Raw genomic sequence first — 15695 nt, forward strand, 5'->3', positions numbered from 1 at the left:
GCCCCGAGCACGTCGGCGCCCCCGGCCGGGCTGTTGCCCACGGCGGAGATGACGTTGCCCGAGGCCGAGGCGAGCGTGGCGTCCTCGGTGACGGTGTTGGTGTCGGCCACGGCGGCCGGTCCGGTGTCGGTGATCGAGACCAGCAGGTCGCCGGACGACGAGTTGCCCAGCACATCGGTCACCGTGACGGCGAAGCTGTCACCGATCGCCGCACCCGAGGTGTGCGTGGCCGTGTTCGGGTCGTAGGTGTAGCTGATGGTGCCGGTCGCGGCGTCGTAGCCCGACAGCACCAGCGTGCCGGCGGTGGTGACCAGCGTCACTGGCGAGGTCGTGAGCGTGGCGAGCTGGGCGGCGGTCAGCGTCGTGCCCCCGACCGTCACCGAGGCCAGCCCTTCGGGGGCCGTGACGATGAAGCTGCCCGGCGTGGCGGCAGCCGACTCCGGCACCGACAGCGTCGCGGCGGTCACGCCCAGCACGGGAAAGCTCAGCGTTGCGGTGTCACGGCTCTCGACCAGCGAGCTGCCCGTGGCGGTGTCGTAGCTGTATTCGGATGCACCGACCACCTCGGTGATGCGGGTGATGCGCAGGCCTTCCAGCAGGCCGCCGCTGTCACCGCCGGTCAGACCGGCGGCCGGAGCGATGTCGAGCGTCGCGTCGTCGAGGGCGGCCAGCACCGGCTCCAGCTCGTCGCCGGCGGGGCCTCGTGCCAGGCGGGTGCCATCGGCCTCGATCTGCACGATGCCGTCCTGCGACGTCATGATCACGTCGCCCTTCTTGATGAACTCGCCGACCTGCAGCTGGTGCACCTCACCGTCCGGCGTGCGCACCAGGGCCACGCCCCAGACGCCGACCACCTTGCCGGCGGGCAGCCGGGCCGGGACATAACCGGGCTTGAGCGTGACGGACTTGAGGCCGGGCATGGCGTTCAGGTCAAGCGACGGGGTGGTGTTCGAAGGGGTCGAGCTGGCAGCCATGGCGGTTCTTTCGGAGGTTCGGACCGGTGGGGGATCGGGTTCGGCTGCTGCCTTATCGATCCAGTTGGCGGGTTTTTCGTGAAGCGCTTCACTGCTACAGCGCCATTCCCGAGGATAACGCGGCACCCGGATCAGGGGAAACGGGTGGCTGCCAGTTTTGTCACATCCGGGCCCGCGTTGCGGTGCCCGGCCTCCAGCATCCGGGGGTGTGGCGTCCGTTCGTGCCGGCCGCAAAAGCGGGAACGCCGCGCGACCTGTCGGTCGGCGCGGCGTTCAGCAGCGGGTGACGAGGCGTTTCAGCGTTCGCTCAGCGCGTAGGCCTTGGCCTTCAGGATGGGCTTGAGCAGGTAGGACAGCACTGTCTTGCGGCCCGTCAGGATGTCGACCTCGGCCGTCATGCCCGGGATGATGGGCAGGTTGTCGGCGAACTGGGCATGCCTCGTGCGCACCCGCACCAGATAGAAGGCGTTGCCTTTCTCGTCGACCTGGGTGTCGGGACTGATGTTCTCGACCATGGCCTCCAGGCCGCCGTAGATCGAAAAATCGTAGGCGGTGAACTTGACCGTGGCCTTCTGGTTCGGGTGGATGAAGGCGATGTCCTTGGGCAGCACCTTGGCCTCGAGCACCAGCGCGTCGTCCAGCGGCACGATCTCGACGATGTCCTTGCCCGCCGTGACGACCCCGCCCACGGTGTTGGCCAGCAGGCGCTGGACCCGTCCGCGCACCGGGGACTTGACCTGGGCCTTGTCGACCCGGTCGGTCAGGGCCACCGCGCCCTCGCGCAGCGTGTTGAGCTTGCCCAGCACCTCGGACAGCTCCTTGCGGGCCTCGTTGCGGAAGGCCAGCGAGGTTTCCTGCATCTTGCGCTCGGCCTCGTTGATCGCGGCCTCGACCCGCGAGATCTGCGCGGTCGACTGCTCCAGGTCGCCGCGGTTGCGGCTCACGTCACGTTCCAGGCGGATCACCTCGACCTCGGAGATGGCGCCCGAGGCCAGCAGTGGCCGGGTGCGCGTCAGCTCCTGCTGTGCGCTCTCGAGCGCCCGCTGGGCGGTCGAGCGGCGCGAGCGGGCTTCGCTGAGCTCCTGCTGCCGCTGCACCAGCTGCTGGCGGTTGATCGAGATCATCGCTCCCAGCTCCGAGGTGCGCGACAGGTAGAGGTTGCGCTCCTCGTCGATGATGTGCAGCTCCTGCGGATCGCCGGAGGAGGGCGGCGGCGGGATGAAGCTGGTGCCTTCGGCCAGCGCCTTCAGGCGGGCCTGCTTGACCTTCAGCGCGAAGGACTGCGCCGCGCTCTCCCGCACGCCGGAGGTGGCCCGGGTCTCGTCGATGCGCAGCAGCAGCTGGCCGGCCTCGACCTCCTGGCCCTCGCGCACCAGGATCTCCGAGACCACGCCGCCGTCGAGCGACTGCACCACCTGCAGCTGGCGCGACGGGATGACCCGGCCGTCGCCGCGGGTGACCTCGTCGATCGAGGCGAAGGCGGACCAGACGATCAGCAGCACCACCACGATGGAGGCGGTGCGCACGATGCGCTGCGCGCGTGCGGTCCGGCGGGTGGAGAAGAGCTCCTCGGCCTCGCCTTCGAAGGTCACGACCGCGCCCGGCGGGGGCTGGTCGGCGACGGTGCTGCCCAGCAGGCGGCGCGTGAGCGGCTCGAGCCACAGGCGCAGGCGTTCGAGCGTGGCGAGCAGCCTGCGGCCCAGCGTGATCAGGGTGCTGTTCATCGGGACCCCCTCACGCGGCCCGGGCGATGCGCCCGGACTGCAGTGCTTCCATGATGCGGTCGCGCGGGCCATCGGCCACCACCCGTCCGCCGTCGATGACGATGACCCGGTCGACCAGCGACAGCATCGAGGTGCGGTGCGTCACCAGCACCACCGTCTTGCCGGCGGTGAACTCGGTCAGCTTCTTCGTGATCTGCGATTCGGTGGAGAAGTCCATCGCGCTGGTGGGTTCGTCGAGCAGCAGCACCGGCGCATTGAGCAGCACCGCGCGTGCGATGCCCACGCACTGGCGCTGGCCGCCGGAGAGGAACTCGCCGCGCTCGCCGACCTGCAGGTCGAAGCCGCGCGGGTGGCGGTTGACGAACTCCTGCAGGTGGGCGATCTCGGTGGCCGCCAGCACCGCCTGCTCGTCGGCGTAGGGCAGGCCCATCGTGATGTTCTCGCGCAGCGAGCCGTAGAAGAGGGTCACGTCCTGGGAGACGCAGGCGATGTTGCGCCTCACGTCGGCCGGATCGAGCTGCCGCAGGTCGATGCCGTCGAGCAGCACCGCGCCGTCCCGGGGCTGGTAGAGGCCCAGGATCAGTTTCTCGATCGTCGACTTGCCCGAACCGACCCGACCGATCAGCGCGACCCGTTCGCCGGGCTGGATGCGGAAGCTCAGGTTGTCGATGATCGAGTCGTCCCGGCCGGGGTAGGCGAAGCTCACCTGCTTGAACTCGATCGCGCCCTGCAGCTCGCGCCGGTGCAGGAAGTTCGAGCCCTGTTCCCGCTCGACCGGCTGGGCCATCACCTTGTTGAGCGACTCGAGCGCGGTGCGCGCGCCCTGGTACTGCATCAGCAGGCCGACGATCTGGCCGGCCGGGGCCAGGGCCCGCGAGGCCAGCGTGGTGCAGGCGATCAGCGCGCCCATCGTCAGCACCCGCTCGGAGATCAGGTGCACGCCGATGATCAGCACCGACAGGCTCACCATCTGCGACAGGAACTGGGTGCCGTAGCTGGCCCGGCTGGTCAGCGCACGCATGCGCATGCTGGTCTGCGCCAGCACCTGATTGCCCCGCTCCCAGCGCGACTGGATCACGCCTTCGGCCGCCTGGGTCTTGAGCGTCTCGATGCCCGACAGCGCCTCGACCAGCGTGGCGTTGCGCTGCGCGCTGATCTGGTAGGTCGACTGCGCCAGTTCGTGCAGGCGGTGCTGCAGCACGAAGCCGGCGATCAGCACCACCGCGAACACCAGCACCACCGGGATCACCAGCAGCGGCGAGATCCAGGCCATCGCCAGCATGAAGACCAGCGCGAAGGGCAGGTCGATCAGTGTGGTGACGGTCGACGAGGTGATGAAGTCGCGCACCTGCTCGAAGCCGCGCAGGTTGGAGGCGAAGGAGCCGACCGACTGCGGCCGGTTCTCCAGCCGCATGCCCAGCACCCGCTCCATCAGCGAAGAGGAGAGCTGGATGTCGATGCGCGCGCTGGCCTCGTCGAGGAAGTGGCTGCGCAGCAGCCGCATCACGAAGTCCGCGCCCAGCACCATGGCCAGCCCGGCGGCCAGCACCCACAGCGTCTCCAGCGCGTGGTTGGGCACCACGCGGTCGTAGACGTTCATCGTGAAGATCGGGAAGGCCAGCCCGAACAGGTTGATCAGGAAGGCGGCCCACAGCACGTCGCGGTAGACCAGGCGCTGGCTCGAGATGGCGCTCCAGAACCAGTGCTTGCCGGCGTTGCTGGGCAGGTCGGCGGTGCGGTCGTCGAAGCGGAAATGCGGCCGCACGAACAGCGTCAGGCCGGTGTAGCGGCGCGCCACCTCCTTGCGCGGCATCAGCACCGAACCCTGGCCGGTCTCGGGCAGCAGCACCCGTGCGTCACCTTCCTTGGTCCAGCCCAGCAGCACGCAGGCTTCGTTGTTCTTCAGCAGCAGGATGGCGGGCAGGGCGGTGGCGTCGATGCGGTGCGGCTTGACCCGCTGCAGGCGGCTGAACATGCCCACCCGCTGGCAGGCGCGCTCGGCCAGCTTCAGCGTCAGGCGGCCACCCTCGAGCGGCAGGCCGGCCGACAGCGAGGCGCGCGAGGCCCCGACGCCGTTGAGGCGGCAGACCTCCAGCAGGCAGTCGAGCAGCGGATCGGGGTGGACCAGGTCCTCGCGCACGTGGGGGGCGCCGTGGTCGTCGGGGGTGTCGGTGGGCGGCGTGTCGGACATGTCGTCAGGCCCGCGGTCGGCAGCAATGGAAGGGGTCATCCAGGATGGGGTTCTTCAGGGGATATCGGCGCAATGCACGCCGAATTGACCGCTGCGGCGGTCGGCGAAGTAGCGCTCGAGGGTCACCCGGACCGTGCGGAACGCCAGCTCGTCCCAGGGCACCTCGTCCTCGCGGAACAGCTGCGCCTCGATGGTCTCCGGGCCGGGGTCGAAGCGGGTGTCGAGCAGCCGGGCGCGGTAGAACAGGTGGACCTGGCCGACCCGGGCGACGTTGAGCACCGTGTAGAGCCCGCCGAGCTCGATGCGCGCGCCGGCCTCCTCGATCGTCTCGCGCAGCGCGCCTTCGGCGGTGGTCTCGCCGAGCTCCATGAAGCCCGCCGGCAGCGTCCACAGCCCGCGCCGCGGCTCGATGTTGCGGCGGCACAGCAGCACCTGGTCTTCCCACACCGGCAGGGTGCCCACCACGTTGAGCGGGTTCTCGTAGTGGATGGTGGTGCAGGCCAGGCAGGTCGCCCGTTCGCGGTTGTCGTCGTCCGGGACCCGGTACGTGACCGGACTCCCGCATTCACGGCAGTGTCTGATGCGGCGCTGGAGGGGCATCCGACGAGTGTAGCCTGCCGGTTTTGCATGGCATCATCGACTTCGCCCGGCCTGCGCCCAGGCGCGCTCACCAGTCGACAAAATGCACGAGGAGTCACGCTCGATGGAGCTCTACAGCTATTTCAGGTCTTCCGCCTCCTTCCGTGTGCGCATCGGCCTGGCGCTCAAAGGCCTGGCCTTCGACTACCGGGCGGTCCACCTGGTGCGCAACGAGCAGCTCGAGCCGGATTTCGAGGCCCTGTCCCCGCAGCGGCTGGTGCCCCTGCTGATCGACGGGCCGCACACGGTGAGCCAGTCGCTGGCGATCCTCGAATACCTCGACGAGCAGCACCCCGAGCCCGCGCTGCTGCCGGCCGATGCGCCCGGGCGGGCCCGGGTGCGCTCGCTCGCGCTGGACATCGCCTGCGAGATCCATCCGCTCAACAACCTGCGTGTGCTGCGCTACCTGACGCAGCAGCTGGGCGTGAGCGAAGACGCCAAGAACGCCTGGTACCGGCACTGGACCGAAAACGGCCTGCTGGCCGTCGAGCGGCGCCTGGCCCGCGACGAGGCCACGGGCCTGTACTGCCATGGCGACCAGCCCGGCCTGGCCGACTGCCTGCTGGTGCCGCAGATCTTCAACGCCCAGCGTTTCGAGTGCCAGCTCGATGCCGTGCCGACCGTGATGCGCATCTTCGAGGCCTGCATGGCCCTGCCGGCGTTCCAGAGCGCCCAGCCGTCGGCCTGTCCCGATGCGCAGTGACCTGCCGGTGCGCCCGCACGAGGCCGGGGACCCTGCCGGCTGGAGCCGGCCGCCGTCGTGGCTGCAGCCCTCGTTCTCCGGCCCGGGCGTGCGCGCCTTGATGAGCGACCGCCAGGGCGGCGTCAGTGGCGGCGCCTTCGGCAGCTTCAATCCGCGCCCCGGCATCGGGGACGACGAACGCGCCGTGTCGATCAACCGCGAGCGCTTGCGCCTGGCCGCCGGCCGGCCGCCGCTGCTGTTCCAGCAGGTCCACGGGACGGCGGTCGCGGTGCTCGACGAGCTGCCGGCCGGCGTCGACAGCCTGTCGATCGCCGCCGATGCCGTGGTCTCGTCGGGCACGGCCCACGCCTGCGAGATCCAGGTGGCCGACTGCCTGCCCGTGCTGTTCGCGCACCGGGACGGTCGGGTCGTCGGTGCGGCCCATGCCGGCTGGCGGGGCCTGGCCGGCGGGGTGCTGGAGGCGACGCTGGAGGCCCTCGGTCGCCTCGGTGGCGACGCCGCCCCCGACGCTTTTGAGGCCTGGCTGGGGCCGTGCATCGGCCCGGCCGCCTTCGAGGTCGGCGAGGACGTGCGTGAGGCCTTCTGCCGGCCCGATCCGGGCGCGGCGTCCCACTTCGTCGCCGGCCCGGGCCCGGGCAAGTGGCTCGCCGACCTGCCGGCGCTGGCCCGGCGCCGGCTGAGGGCCGCCGGCGTGCTCGAGCTCGCCGGCAACGACGGCAGCGATCGCTGGTGCACGGTCAGCCAGCCCGAGCGCTACTTCTCCTACCGGCGTGACCGGCACTGCGGCCGCATGTCGGCGCTGATCTGGCGCGAGCCGGAGGCGCCGGTTGGCTCAGGTGCGGGACTCGGCTGACGGCGGGGCGGGCACCGGCCCGGCGGCCGCCTCGAGGTCACGTTGTGCCTGTTCGGCCGCCTCCTGCGCCTTGCGGGCGCGGCGGCGTGCCGGCGTGCGCAGCAGGTAGAGCACCAGCGCCAGCGGGCCGACCCCATAGAGCAGCAGCGTCACGACGGCTCCGAGCACGCTCCCGTCGGGGTGCATCAGCTCGGCCGCGGACATCATCACTGCGACGTACATCCATGCGATGGCAACCAGGTACATCCACTCTCCTGCGTGTGGTGATCTTTCGACAGCGGACGCCATGGACCCGGCGTCATAATGAATCTGCAGGATAAGGGCTGTCACCCGATCCGCATCAAAAAGACCGGCCCCGCACGGGGCAACCGGAGGAGCTACATGACAGAACAAGCAGCGAACGCGGGCGGCGCCATGCCCGGCACCCAGGCTTTTGAAGAGGCCATGCGTTCAGCCTGGAAAATGCCGGCCTTCAGCCCGTGGGGCGCCTCGGCTCCGACCGGTCAGGCCCCATCGCCCACGTTCGAATCCGCCTTGCGTTCGCTGAGCGGATTGAAGATCGATCCGGCCGAACTGCTCGCCATCCAGACCGATTATCTGCGCGAGGCCGCGCAGGTCTGGAATCAGCGCCTGAGCGCCGATGCCGCGGCCACGCCCATCAAGGACCGGCGCTTTGCCGGCGAACAATGGCTGTCCAATCCGGTTGCGGGTTATGCCGCAGCCGTCTATCTGCTGAATGCGCGCACACTGGCCCGCATGGCGGAGGCAGTCCAAGGTGATGAAAAGACCCGTGCCCGGGTGCGTTTTGCCGTGCAGCAGTGGATCGACGCGGCGGCGCCCTCGAACTACCTCGCCCTCAATCCCGAGGCGCTGCAGAAGGCGATTTCCACCCAGGGCGAGAGCCTGGTCAGCGGGGTGCGCAACCTGATCGGCGACCTGCGCCAGGGGCATGTGTCCCAGACCGACGAAAGCGTGTTCGAGGTCGGGCGCAACGTGGCGACCAGCGAAGGGGCGGTCGTCTTCGAGAACGAGTATTTCCAGCTGCTCGAATACAAGCCGCTGACGCCCAAGGTCCACGCCCGGCCGATGCTGTTCGTGCCACCGTGCATCAACAAGTTCTACATCCTCGACCTGCAGCCGGAAAACTCGCTGATCCGCTATACCGTCGAGCAGGGCCACCGGGTCTTCGTGGTCAGCTGGCGCAATCCCGACGACGGCATGGCCGCGCGCACCTGGGACGATTATGTCGAGCACGGCGTGATCCAGGCGCTGCGCACCGTGCAGGACATCTCCGGCTCGGCCCAGGTCAATGCGCTCGGCTTCTGCGTCGGCGGCACGCTGCTGGCGTGCGCGCTGGCCGTGCTGGCCGCGCGGGGCGAGCAGCCGGCCGCCAGCGTGACGCTGCTGACCACCTTCCTCGACTTCAGCCGCACGGGCGTGCTCGACCTGTTCATCGACGAGGACATGGTGCGCCTGCGCGAGATGAGCATCGGTGCCCAGGCGGCCCAGGGCCCGAAGTTGCTCAAAGGCAAGGAGCTTGCAACAACTTTCAGTTTTTTACGTCCCAACGAGCTGGTCTGGAACTATGTTGTCGGAAACTACCTGAAAGGGGAGCTGCCGCCCCCGTTCGACCTGCTGTACTGGAATTCCGACAGCACCAACCTGCCCGGCCCGATGTACTGCTGGTATCTGCGCAACACCTATCTCGAAGACAAGCTCAAGCAGCCTGGCGCCCTGACGGTGTGTGGCGAGTCGGTGGACCTGCGCACGATCCAGGCGCCCGTCTACCTCTACGCCTCGCGCGAGGACCACATCGTGCCCTGGGAATCCGCCTACCTGAGCACCGGCATCCTGTCGGGTCCGAAGCGTTTTGTGCTCGGGGCTTCGGGACACATCGCCGGCGTGATCAACCCGCCGGCCAAGAAGAAACGCAATTACTGGCTGTGCGACGCACAGCCCGACAGCGCAGCCGAATGGTTCGCGCAAGCCCAGGAACATCCCGGCAGCTGGTGGCCGGACTGGGCCGGCTGGCTGCAGGGACATGCAGGTGCACTCAAGGCCGCGCCCAAGGCGTTCGGCAACAAGACCCATCCGGCCATCGAGCCGGCCCCGGGGCGCTACGTTCAGCAGAAGGCCTGAACCTCTGGCGGCAGATGAAAAGATCGACCCACAGATTGACAGACAGCTGACTCATCAGCGAGGAGTGCATGAAATGACCGATATCGTGATCGTTGCAGCCGCCCGGACGGCGGTGGGCAAGTTTGGCGGCAGCCTGGCCAAGGTGTCTGCCCCGGATCTCGGCGCCGCCGTGATCCGCAGCCTGCTGGAGCGCACGGGCGTCGCCGGCGAGCAGATCAGCGAAGTGATCCTCGGCCAGGTCCTGCAGGCCGGTTGCGGCCAGAACCCGGCACGCCAGACCGTCATCAAGGCCGGCCTGCCCCAGGGCGTGCCGGCGATGACCATCAACAAGGTGTGCGGCTCGGGCCTGAAGGCCGTGATGCTGGCCGCCCAGGCCATCCGCGACGGCGACAGCGAGATCGTCATCGCCGGGGGCCAGGAGAACATGAGCGCCAGCCCGCACGTGCTGCAGGGCTCGCGCGACGGCCAGCGCATGGGCGACTGGAAGATGGTCGATTCGATGATCGTCGACGGCCTGTGGGACGTCTACAACCAGTACCACATGGGCATCACGGCGGAAAACGTCGCCAAGCAGTACGGCATCAGCCGTGCGATGCAGGACGAGCTGGCCCTGGCCTCGCAGCAGAAGGCCGCCGCCGCGCAGGATGCCGGCCGCTTCCGCGACGAGATCGTCCCGGTCAGCATCCCGCAGCGCAAGGGTGATCCGGTGATCTTCGACACCGACGAATTCCTCAACCGCAAGACCGGTGCCGAAGCGCTGGCCGCGCTGCGTCCGGCCTTCGACAAGGCCGGCAGCGTCACCGCCGGCAACGCGTCCGGCCTGAACGACGGTGCCGCCGCGGTGATGGTCATGTCGGCGGCCAAGGCGGCCGAGCTGGGGCTCAAGCCGCTGGGTCGCATCGCCAGCTACGCCTCCGCGGGCCTGGATCCGGCGCTGATGGGCATGGGCCCGGTGCCGGCATCGCGCAAGGCGCTGCAGCGCGCCGGCTGGTCCCCGGCCGACCTCGACCTGCTCGAGATCAACGAAGCCTTCGCGGCACAGGCCTGCGCCGTCAACCAGGAAATGGGCTGGGACCTGAACAAGGTCAACGTCAACGGCGGGGCCATCGCGATCGGACACCCGATCGGTGCGTCCGGCTGCCGCATCCTGGTCAGCCTGCTGCACGAGATGCAGCGTCGCGGCGCCCACAAGGGCATCGCCTCGCTGTGCATCGGCGGCGGCATGGGCGTGGCCCTCACCATCGAACGCTGAGGCGGCACACGCCGTCACCGCTCGAGATCTTTCGACCCGCGGATCCCCGCGGGTCTCCCTTCAAGAAACTGATCGTCAGGAGACATGGTCATGACACAGAAAGTCGCATACGTCACGGGTGGCATGGGTGGCATCGGAACGTCCATCTGCCGCCGGCTGCACGCCGACGGCTTCAAGGTGATCGCCGGTTGCGGCCCGAGCCGTGACTTCAACAAGTGGCTCGACGAGCAGAAGGAGCTGGGCTACACCTTCTACGCGTCCGTGGGCAACGTCGCCGAGTGGGAATCGACCGTCGAGGCCTTCGCGCGCGCCAAGGCCGAGCACGGCCCGATCGACGTGCTGGTCAACAACGCCGGCATCACCCGCGACCGCATGTTCCTGAAGATGTCGCGCGAGGACTGGGACGCGGTCATCAGCACCAACCTGACCAGCATGTTCAACGTCACCAAGCAGGTGGTCAGCGACATGGTCGAACGGGGCTGGGGCCGCATCATCCAGATCAGCTCGGTCAACGGCGAGAAGGGTCAGGCCGGCCAGACCAACTACTCGGCCGCCAAGGCCGGCATGCACGGCTTCACGATGGCCCTGGCCCAGGAAATGGCGGCCAAGGGCGTGACGGTCAACACCGTCAGCCCCGGCTACATCGGGACCGACATGGTGCGAGCCATCAAGCCCGAAGTGCTGGAGAAGATCGTCGCGACCATCCCGGTCAAGCGCCTGGGTTCGCCCGAGGAGATCGGCTCGATCGTCGCGTGGCTGGCCGGCCCGGACTCGGGCTTCACCACCGGTGCCGACTTCAGCTGCAACGGCGGCCTGCACATGGGCTGATGCGGGGCCCAGGCCACCGCGGTACCGGTCCTTGACGGACTGAAGGGCGACAGGCTTCTGGCCTGTCGCCTTTTTTCATGCCGCGTCGATCATCAGGTCCAGCGCGTCGCAGACATCCTTCATGCGCCCGCTGATGACCGTCAGCTGCTTGTCGCCCGGGGCGACTCGCAGGCGCAGGGGCTGGTGGGCGGCGGCGCTGGCCGGCTGGACCTCGGCGTGATTGACGACCAGGGCCAGGCGCGGGCGCTCCAGATCGAGGCCGGTGGTGTCATGGGCGACGGTGGTGGCCTGGGTGGCCCGGCGGCGTGCCGTGACCATCATGGCCACGCTGCAGCGCCGGGTACCGCGGGCCTTTTTCGGCCGGTGCGCCGAGGCGGGTTTCAACTGGTCGATGATCAGGCGCATGGTGTTTCTCAGTGAGAGCATCTGTGACTCCAGTTGAATCGGTATCCGCGGCTCGAAGTTGAAAAATCAATCGAGCCGATTCTGCGAATACTTCACGGCCGACCCCGGCGGCGGCTCAGGTGAGCATGGTGTTGCGGATCAGGCCGACCGCCAGGCCCTCGAGCACGAAGTCCTCGGCGTCCGGGGCGACGTGGATGATCGAGAAGTCCGGGTTCTCCGGGATCAGCTCGATGCCCTGGCGCGTGCGCTGGAAGCGCTTGACCGTGACCTCGTCGCCGAGCCGGGCGACGACGATCTGGCCGTTCTTGGCCTCGCTCGACCGCTGCACGGCCAGCAGGTCGCCGTCGAGGATGCCGGCGTCGCGCATGCTCATGCCACGCACCTTCAGCAGGTAGTCCGGCCGGCGGGCGAACAGGTGGGACTCGACCGTGTACTGGCGGTCGATGTGCTCCTGGGCCAGGATCGGATGACCCGCGGCCACCCGGCCGACCAGCGGCAGGCTGAGCTGGTTCAGGGCCTGCAGCGGCAGGTCGAACTGCTGGCCGATGCCACGCAGCCGGGATTCGTTGAGCGTGCGCAGCGTGTCGCTGCGCAGCCGGATGCCGCGCGAGGTGCCGCCGATCAGCTCGATGACGCCCTTGCGGGCCAGCGCCTGCAGGTGGTCCTCGGCGGCGTTGGGTGAGCGGAAGCCGAGCTCGGCGGCGATCTCGGCGCGGGTGGGCGGGGCGCCGGTGCGTTCGATGGTGCTCTGGACCAGCTCCAGGATCTGTTGCTGCCGCGGGGTGAGTTTGGGGCTCTTGTCCACAAAAGGGTCCTTCAGGGGTGCGCTCGGCTAAGCTGGCGGCTCACCGGGCATGAGGTCCGGCGACGCGCCACGCAACGACCGATGTGAACGGGCGGGTCGGGGCTGTGAATTCATACAGAACACTGTGATTTTAGACAGCATTCCATCCATGACAAGGATTTCCGACTCCTCTGCCCGCCGTGTGGTCATTCTCGGCACCGGGGGCACCATCGCGGGCACCTCGGCCCGTGCGGGTGACAACGTCGGCTACGTGGCCGCACAGCTCCAGGTCGACGACCTCGTGGCGGCGATTCCCGGGCTGGCGAGCCTGTCGCGGCGCGGCGTCGACCTGCAGGTGGAGCAGGTGGCCCAGGTCGACAGCAAGGACATGAGCCACGCGGTCTGGCGCCGCCTGACGGCCGCGGCCGAGCGCCACCTGAAGGATCCGCAGGTCTGCGGCGTGGTGGTGACCCACGGCACCGACACGCTGGAGGAGACCGGCTACCTGCTGCAGCGGGTGCTGTCGCCGCTCAAGCCGCTGGTGCTGACCGCCGCGATGCGCCCGGCCGATGCGCTGCAGGCCGATGGTCCGCAGAACCTGCTCGACGCGGTGACCGTGGCGCTGCAGCCGCAGGTGCAGGGCGTGCTGGCGGTGCTCAACGGCGTGGTGTGGGCGGCCGCCGAGGTGCGCAAGGTCCATCCTTACCGGCTCGACGCCTTCAGTGCCGGGGATGCCGGGCCGCTGGCGTTCATCGAGGAGGGGCAGCTGCGTCCGCTGCGGCCCTGGCCTCAGGGCCTGCCCCTGGGCGCGGCGGTGCTCGACCCCGAGATCTGGCCCGAGGTCCAGCTGGTAAGCAGCCACGCGGGGGCCGACGGCCGCATCGTCGACCTGCTCTGCGAGGCGGGGGTGCAGGGCCTGGTGGTGGGCTGCACCGGCAACGGCACCGTGCACCATGAGCTGTTCGCCGCGCTGCTGCGGGCGCAGTCGCGCGGGGTCGCGGTGCTGCGTGCGCTGCGGTCGGGCTCGGGCTGCATCCTTCCGGGCAGCGCCCATGACGCCTTGCCCCACGCCGCGTCGCTGACCCCGGCCCAGGCCCGGGTCGAGCTGCTGCTGCGCCTGCTGGCGGCCCGGCGGCGCTGAAGGTGCCCCCGGCGGGCGGGCGCCGACCGGGCCGGCCGCCGGGGACCGGCTTCAGCTGCCGTCGCCGGCCTGGAGCTGCTCGAGCTCCTCGGTCAGTTCCAGCCAGCGCTGCTCGGTCGACTCGATCAGCTCGTCGAGCTGCTTGAGCTGGCGGCCCTGTTCGGCCCGGCGGGCGGGCGGCACGTCGGGGGCCGCCATGTCCTGCAGCAGGACGGCGTGGTCCTTCTGCGCCTGCGCCAGGCGGGTCTCGGCCTCGGTCAGGGCCTTGCGCACCGGGCGTGTCCGCTCGGCCTGCTTCTGGCGGTTGGCGGCCGTGGCCTTGCGATCGTCGCGGCGGGTCGCGCCGCTCTCGGCGGGCGCCGGGGTCGGGGCCACCACGGCCACCGGGGCCGGCGCGGGGGTGGCGGCCGGTCCGCCTCGGGCCGCGCGGTCGCGCTCGCGGGCGGCACGGGCCGCTTCGCGGCTCTGGTCGAGCAGCCACTTCTGGTAGTCGTCGAGGTCGCCGTCGAAGGGCTCGACCCGACCCTTGGTGACCAGCCAGAACTCGTCGCAGACCTCGCGCAGCAGCGCCCGGTCGTGGCTGACCAGCATCACCGTGCCCTCGTACTCGTTGAGCGCCATGCTGAGCGCCTCGCGGGTGGTCAGGTCGAGGTGGTTGGTCGGCTCGTCGAGCAGCAGCAGGTTGGGGCGCTGCCACACCAGCATGGCCAGCACCAGGCGGGCCTTCTCGCCGCCCGACAGGCTGCCGACCGCCTGGCCGACCATCTCGCCGGTGAAGCGGAAGCGGCCGAGGAAGTCGCGCAGCTCCTGCTCCCGGCCGGCCGGGCCCTGTTCCCGGGCCAGGCGCACCATGTGCGCGAGCGGGCCCTCGTCCGGGCGCAGCACGTCCATCTCCTGCTGGGCGAAGTAGCCGATGGCCAGGCCCTTGCCCTCGAGCACATGGCCGCCCATCGCGGCCTGGGCGCGCGCCAGCGTCTTGACCAGCGTCGACTTGCCCTGGCCGTTGGCGCCCAGGATGCCGATGCGCTCGCCCGGCAGCACGCTGCGGTTGACGTTGCGCACGATCACCTTGTCGGGCTCGCCGTCCTGGCCGGCGTAGCCGACCTCCAGCTCGTTCATCACCAGCATCGGGTTGGGCAGGCTGAGCGGTTCGCGGAACTCGAACTGGAAGTCGGCGCTGGTGAGCACCGGCGCGATCTTCTCCATGCGGGCCAGTGCCTTGACCCGGCTCTGCGCCTGCTTGGCCTTGCTGGCCTTGGCCTTGAAGCGGTCGATGAAGCGCTGCAGCTGCGCGACCTTCTCCTGCTGGCGGCCGAACGCGGCCTGCTGCTGCAGCATGCGTTCGGCCCGCATGGACTCGAAGCTGGTGTAGTTGCCGCCGTAGCGGTTGATCTTCGCCTCGTCGAGGTGCAGCGTCACCTGCGTGATGGCATCGAGGAATTCACGGTCGTGGCTGATGACCAGCATCGTGCCGTCGTAGCGCTTGAGCCAGGCTTCCAGCCAGACCAGGGCGTCGAGGTCCAGGTGGTTGGTCGGTTCGTCGAGCAGCAGCAGGTCGCCCGGGAACATCAGCGCACGGGCCAGCTGCAGGCGCATGCGCCAGCCGCCCGAGAAGCTGTTGACCGGTGCGTCGACCTGTCCCATCGAGAAGCCCAGGCCGAGCAGCAGCGCCTGGGCACGTGCGACGGCGTCGAACTCGCCGGCCTCGGCCAGCGCGACGTGGGCGTCGCCGATGGCGTGGCCGTCGTCGGCGGCCTCGGCCGCGGCGAGCGCGGCGCGGGCGGCCATCAGCTGGAGGTCACCCTCGAGCACGAAGTCGGTCGCGCCCTGGTCGGTCTCGGGCATGTCCTGGGCGACCTCGGCAATGCGCCAGCGCGGCGGCATCTCCACGTCGCCGGCGTCGGCCTGCAGGCGGTGCGTCAGCAGCGAGAAGAGCGATGACTTGCCCGCGCCGTTGCGGCCGACCAGGCTGGCCTTCTCGCCGGGTTGCAGGGTGAAGCTGGCACCGTCGAGCACGAGTTTCGTGCCGCGGCGCAGGGAGATGTTCTTGAGTTGGAGCATG

At 69.5% G+C, this 15695-nt stretch carries 14 protein-coding genes; 6 read left to right on the forward strand and 8 right to left on the reverse strand.

What is annotated here, in order from left to right:
* From C7444_RS20275 to C7444_RS13435, 4 genes are all read right to left on the reverse strand, one after another.
* On the reverse strand, window positions 1-974 hold a 974-nt coding region (locus C7444_RS20275; protein ID WP_211317552.1), incomplete at its 3' end, for a FecR family protein.
* Between the two features lie 296 nt (window positions 975-1270).
* Window positions 1271-2698 (reverse strand): HlyD family type I secretion periplasmic adaptor subunit, encoded by a 1428-nt coding sequence (locus C7444_RS13425; RefSeq protein ID WP_110401358.1) that lies wholly within the window; start codon window positions 2696-2698, stop codon window positions 1271-1273.
* A 10-nt stretch (window positions 2699-2708) separates the two neighbouring features.
* Entirely contained in the window at window positions 2709-4889 is a 2181-nt protein-coding gene (locus tag C7444_RS13430) for a type I secretion system permease/ATPase (RefSeq protein ID WP_110401359.1), read from the reverse strand.
* A gap of 54 nt (window positions 4890-4943) precedes the next feature.
* On the reverse strand, window positions 4944-5489 hold the full coding sequence (locus C7444_RS13435; RefSeq protein WP_110401360.1) for an NUDIX hydrolase: 546 nt from the start codon (window positions 5487-5489) through the stop codon (window positions 4944-4946).
* Between the two features lie 103 nt (window positions 5490-5592).
* Between C7444_RS13435 and maiA the strand changes: the two genes are divergently transcribed.
* Complete coding sequence (maiA, locus tag C7444_RS13440) at window positions 5593-6231, forward strand: maleylacetoacetate isomerase (RefSeq protein ID WP_110401361.1); 639 nt, start codon at window positions 5593-5595, stop codon at window positions 6229-6231.
* Window positions 6221-7084, forward strand: coding sequence for a peptidoglycan editing factor PgeF (pgeF, locus tag C7444_RS13445; RefSeq protein ID WP_110401362.1), 864 nt, complete (start codon window positions 6221-6223; stop codon window positions 7082-7084). Before maiA ends, pgeF begins: the two co-directional genes overlap by 11 nt.
* Here pgeF and C7444_RS13450 read toward each other — a convergent pair.
* Entirely contained in the window at window positions 7064-7330 is a 267-nt protein-coding gene (locus tag C7444_RS13450) for a hypothetical protein (RefSeq protein ID WP_211317553.1), read from the reverse strand. The genes pgeF and C7444_RS13450 overlap by 21 nt on opposite strands.
* A 135-nt stretch (window positions 7331-7465) precedes the next feature.
* Here C7444_RS13450 and phaC point away from each other — a divergent pair, with 135 nt between their 5' ends.
* The 3 genes from phaC to phbB all read left to right on the forward strand — a co-directional run bounded on the left by phaC (window position 7466) and on the right by phbB (window position 11303).
* Entirely contained in the window at window positions 7466-9223 is a 1758-nt protein-coding gene (gene phaC, locus C7444_RS13455) for a class I poly(R)-hydroxyalkanoic acid synthase (protein WP_110401363.1), read from the forward strand.
* Window positions 9224-9296: 73 nt separating this feature from the next.
* A complete protein-coding gene (locus tag C7444_RS13460) occupies window positions 9297-10475 on the forward strand; it encodes an acetyl-CoA C-acetyltransferase (RefSeq protein ID WP_110401364.1) in 1179 nt (392 codons plus the stop codon).
* A 90-nt stretch (window positions 10476-10565) separates the two neighbouring features.
* Window positions 10566-11303 (forward strand): acetoacetyl-CoA reductase, encoded by a 738-nt coding sequence (gene phbB / locus C7444_RS13465; protein ID WP_110401405.1) that lies wholly within the window; start codon window positions 10566-10568, stop codon window positions 11301-11303.
* A gap of 75 nt (window positions 11304-11378) precedes the next feature.
* Here the strand turns inward: phbB and C7444_RS13470 are convergent, their stop codons facing one another.
* Both C7444_RS13470 and lexA read right to left on the reverse strand, forming a co-directional pair.
* Complete coding sequence (locus C7444_RS13470; RefSeq protein WP_146219401.1) at window positions 11379-11729, reverse strand: hypothetical protein; 351 nt, start codon at window positions 11727-11729, stop codon at window positions 11379-11381.
* A gap of 94 nt (window positions 11730-11823) precedes the next feature.
* Window positions 11824-12513: a transcriptional repressor LexA gene (gene lexA / locus C7444_RS13475; RefSeq protein WP_110401366.1), complete on the reverse strand. Its 690-nt coding sequence runs from the start codon at window positions 12511-12513 to the stop codon at window positions 11824-11826.
* Window positions 12514-12661: 148 nt separating this feature from the next.
* Here lexA and C7444_RS13480 point away from each other — a divergent pair, with 148 nt between their 5' ends.
* The gene (locus C7444_RS13480) at window positions 12662-13633 is read left to right on the forward strand and encodes an asparaginase (RefSeq protein WP_110401367.1); all 972 of its coding nucleotides are present in this window, start codon (window positions 12662-12664) and stop codon (window positions 13631-13633) included.
* A 51-nt stretch (window positions 13634-13684) separates the two neighbouring features.
* On the opposite strand, the gene C7444_RS13485 is transcribed toward C7444_RS13480, so the two are convergent.
* Complete coding sequence (locus C7444_RS13485) at window positions 13685-15694, reverse strand: ABC-F family ATP-binding cassette domain-containing protein (protein WP_110401406.1); 2010 nt, start codon at window positions 15692-15694, stop codon at window positions 13685-13687.
* Between the last annotated feature and the right edge of the window lies 1 nt (window position 15695).

The sequence above is a fragment of the Sphaerotilus hippei genome (genome assembly GCF_003201595.1).
Taxonomy (GTDB): domain Bacteria; phylum Pseudomonadota; class Gammaproteobacteria; order Burkholderiales; family Burkholderiaceae_C; genus Sphaerotilus; species Sphaerotilus hippei.

What these genes read in the sequence shown, in the direction of transcription:
- C7444_RS13480 (WP_110401367.1), top strand. Translation starts at nt 12,662, where the DNA reads ATGACAAGGATTTCCGACTCCTCTGCCCGCCGTGTGGTCATTCTCGGC.
- phaC (WP_110401363.1), top strand. Translation starts at nt 7,466, where the DNA reads ATGACAGAACAAGCAGCGAACGCGGGCGGCGCCATGCCCGGCACCCAG.
- C7444_RS13435 (WP_110401360.1), bottom strand. Translation starts at nt 5,489, where the DNA reads ATGCCCCTCCAGCGCCGCATCAGACACTGCCGTGAATGCGGGAGTCCG.
- C7444_RS13460 (WP_110401364.1), top strand. Translation starts at nt 9,297, where the DNA reads ATGACCGATATCGTGATCGTTGCAGCCGCCCGGACGGCGGTGGGCAAG.
- C7444_RS13425 (WP_110401358.1), bottom strand. Translation starts at nt 2,698, where the DNA reads ATGAACAGCACCCTGATCACGCTGGGCCGCAGGCTGCTCGCCACGCTC.
- maiA (WP_110401361.1), top strand. Translation starts at nt 5,593, where the DNA reads ATGGAGCTCTACAGCTATTTCAGGTCTTCCGCCTCCTTCCGTGTGCGC.
- C7444_RS13450 (WP_211317553.1), bottom strand. Translation starts at nt 7,330, where the DNA reads ATGTACCTGGTTGCCATCGCATGGATGTACGTCGCAGTGATGATGTCC.
- C7444_RS13470 (WP_146219401.1), bottom strand. Translation starts at nt 11,729, where the DNA reads ATGCTCTCACTGAGAAACACCATGCGCCTGATCATCGACCAGTTGAAA.
- C7444_RS13430 (WP_110401359.1), bottom strand. Translation starts at nt 4,889, where the DNA reads ATGTCCGACACGCCGCCCACCGACACCCCCGACGACCACGGCGCCCCC.
- pgeF (WP_110401362.1), top strand. Translation starts at nt 6,221, where the DNA reads ATGCGCAGTGACCTGCCGGTGCGCCCGCACGAGGCCGGGGACCCTGCC.
- C7444_RS13485 (WP_110401406.1), bottom strand. Translation starts at nt 15,694, where the DNA reads ATGCTCCAACTCAAGAACATCTCCCTGCGCCGCGGCACGAAACTCGTG.
- phbB (WP_110401405.1), top strand. Translation starts at nt 10,566, where the DNA reads ATGACACAGAAAGTCGCATACGTCACGGGTGGCATGGGTGGCATCGGA.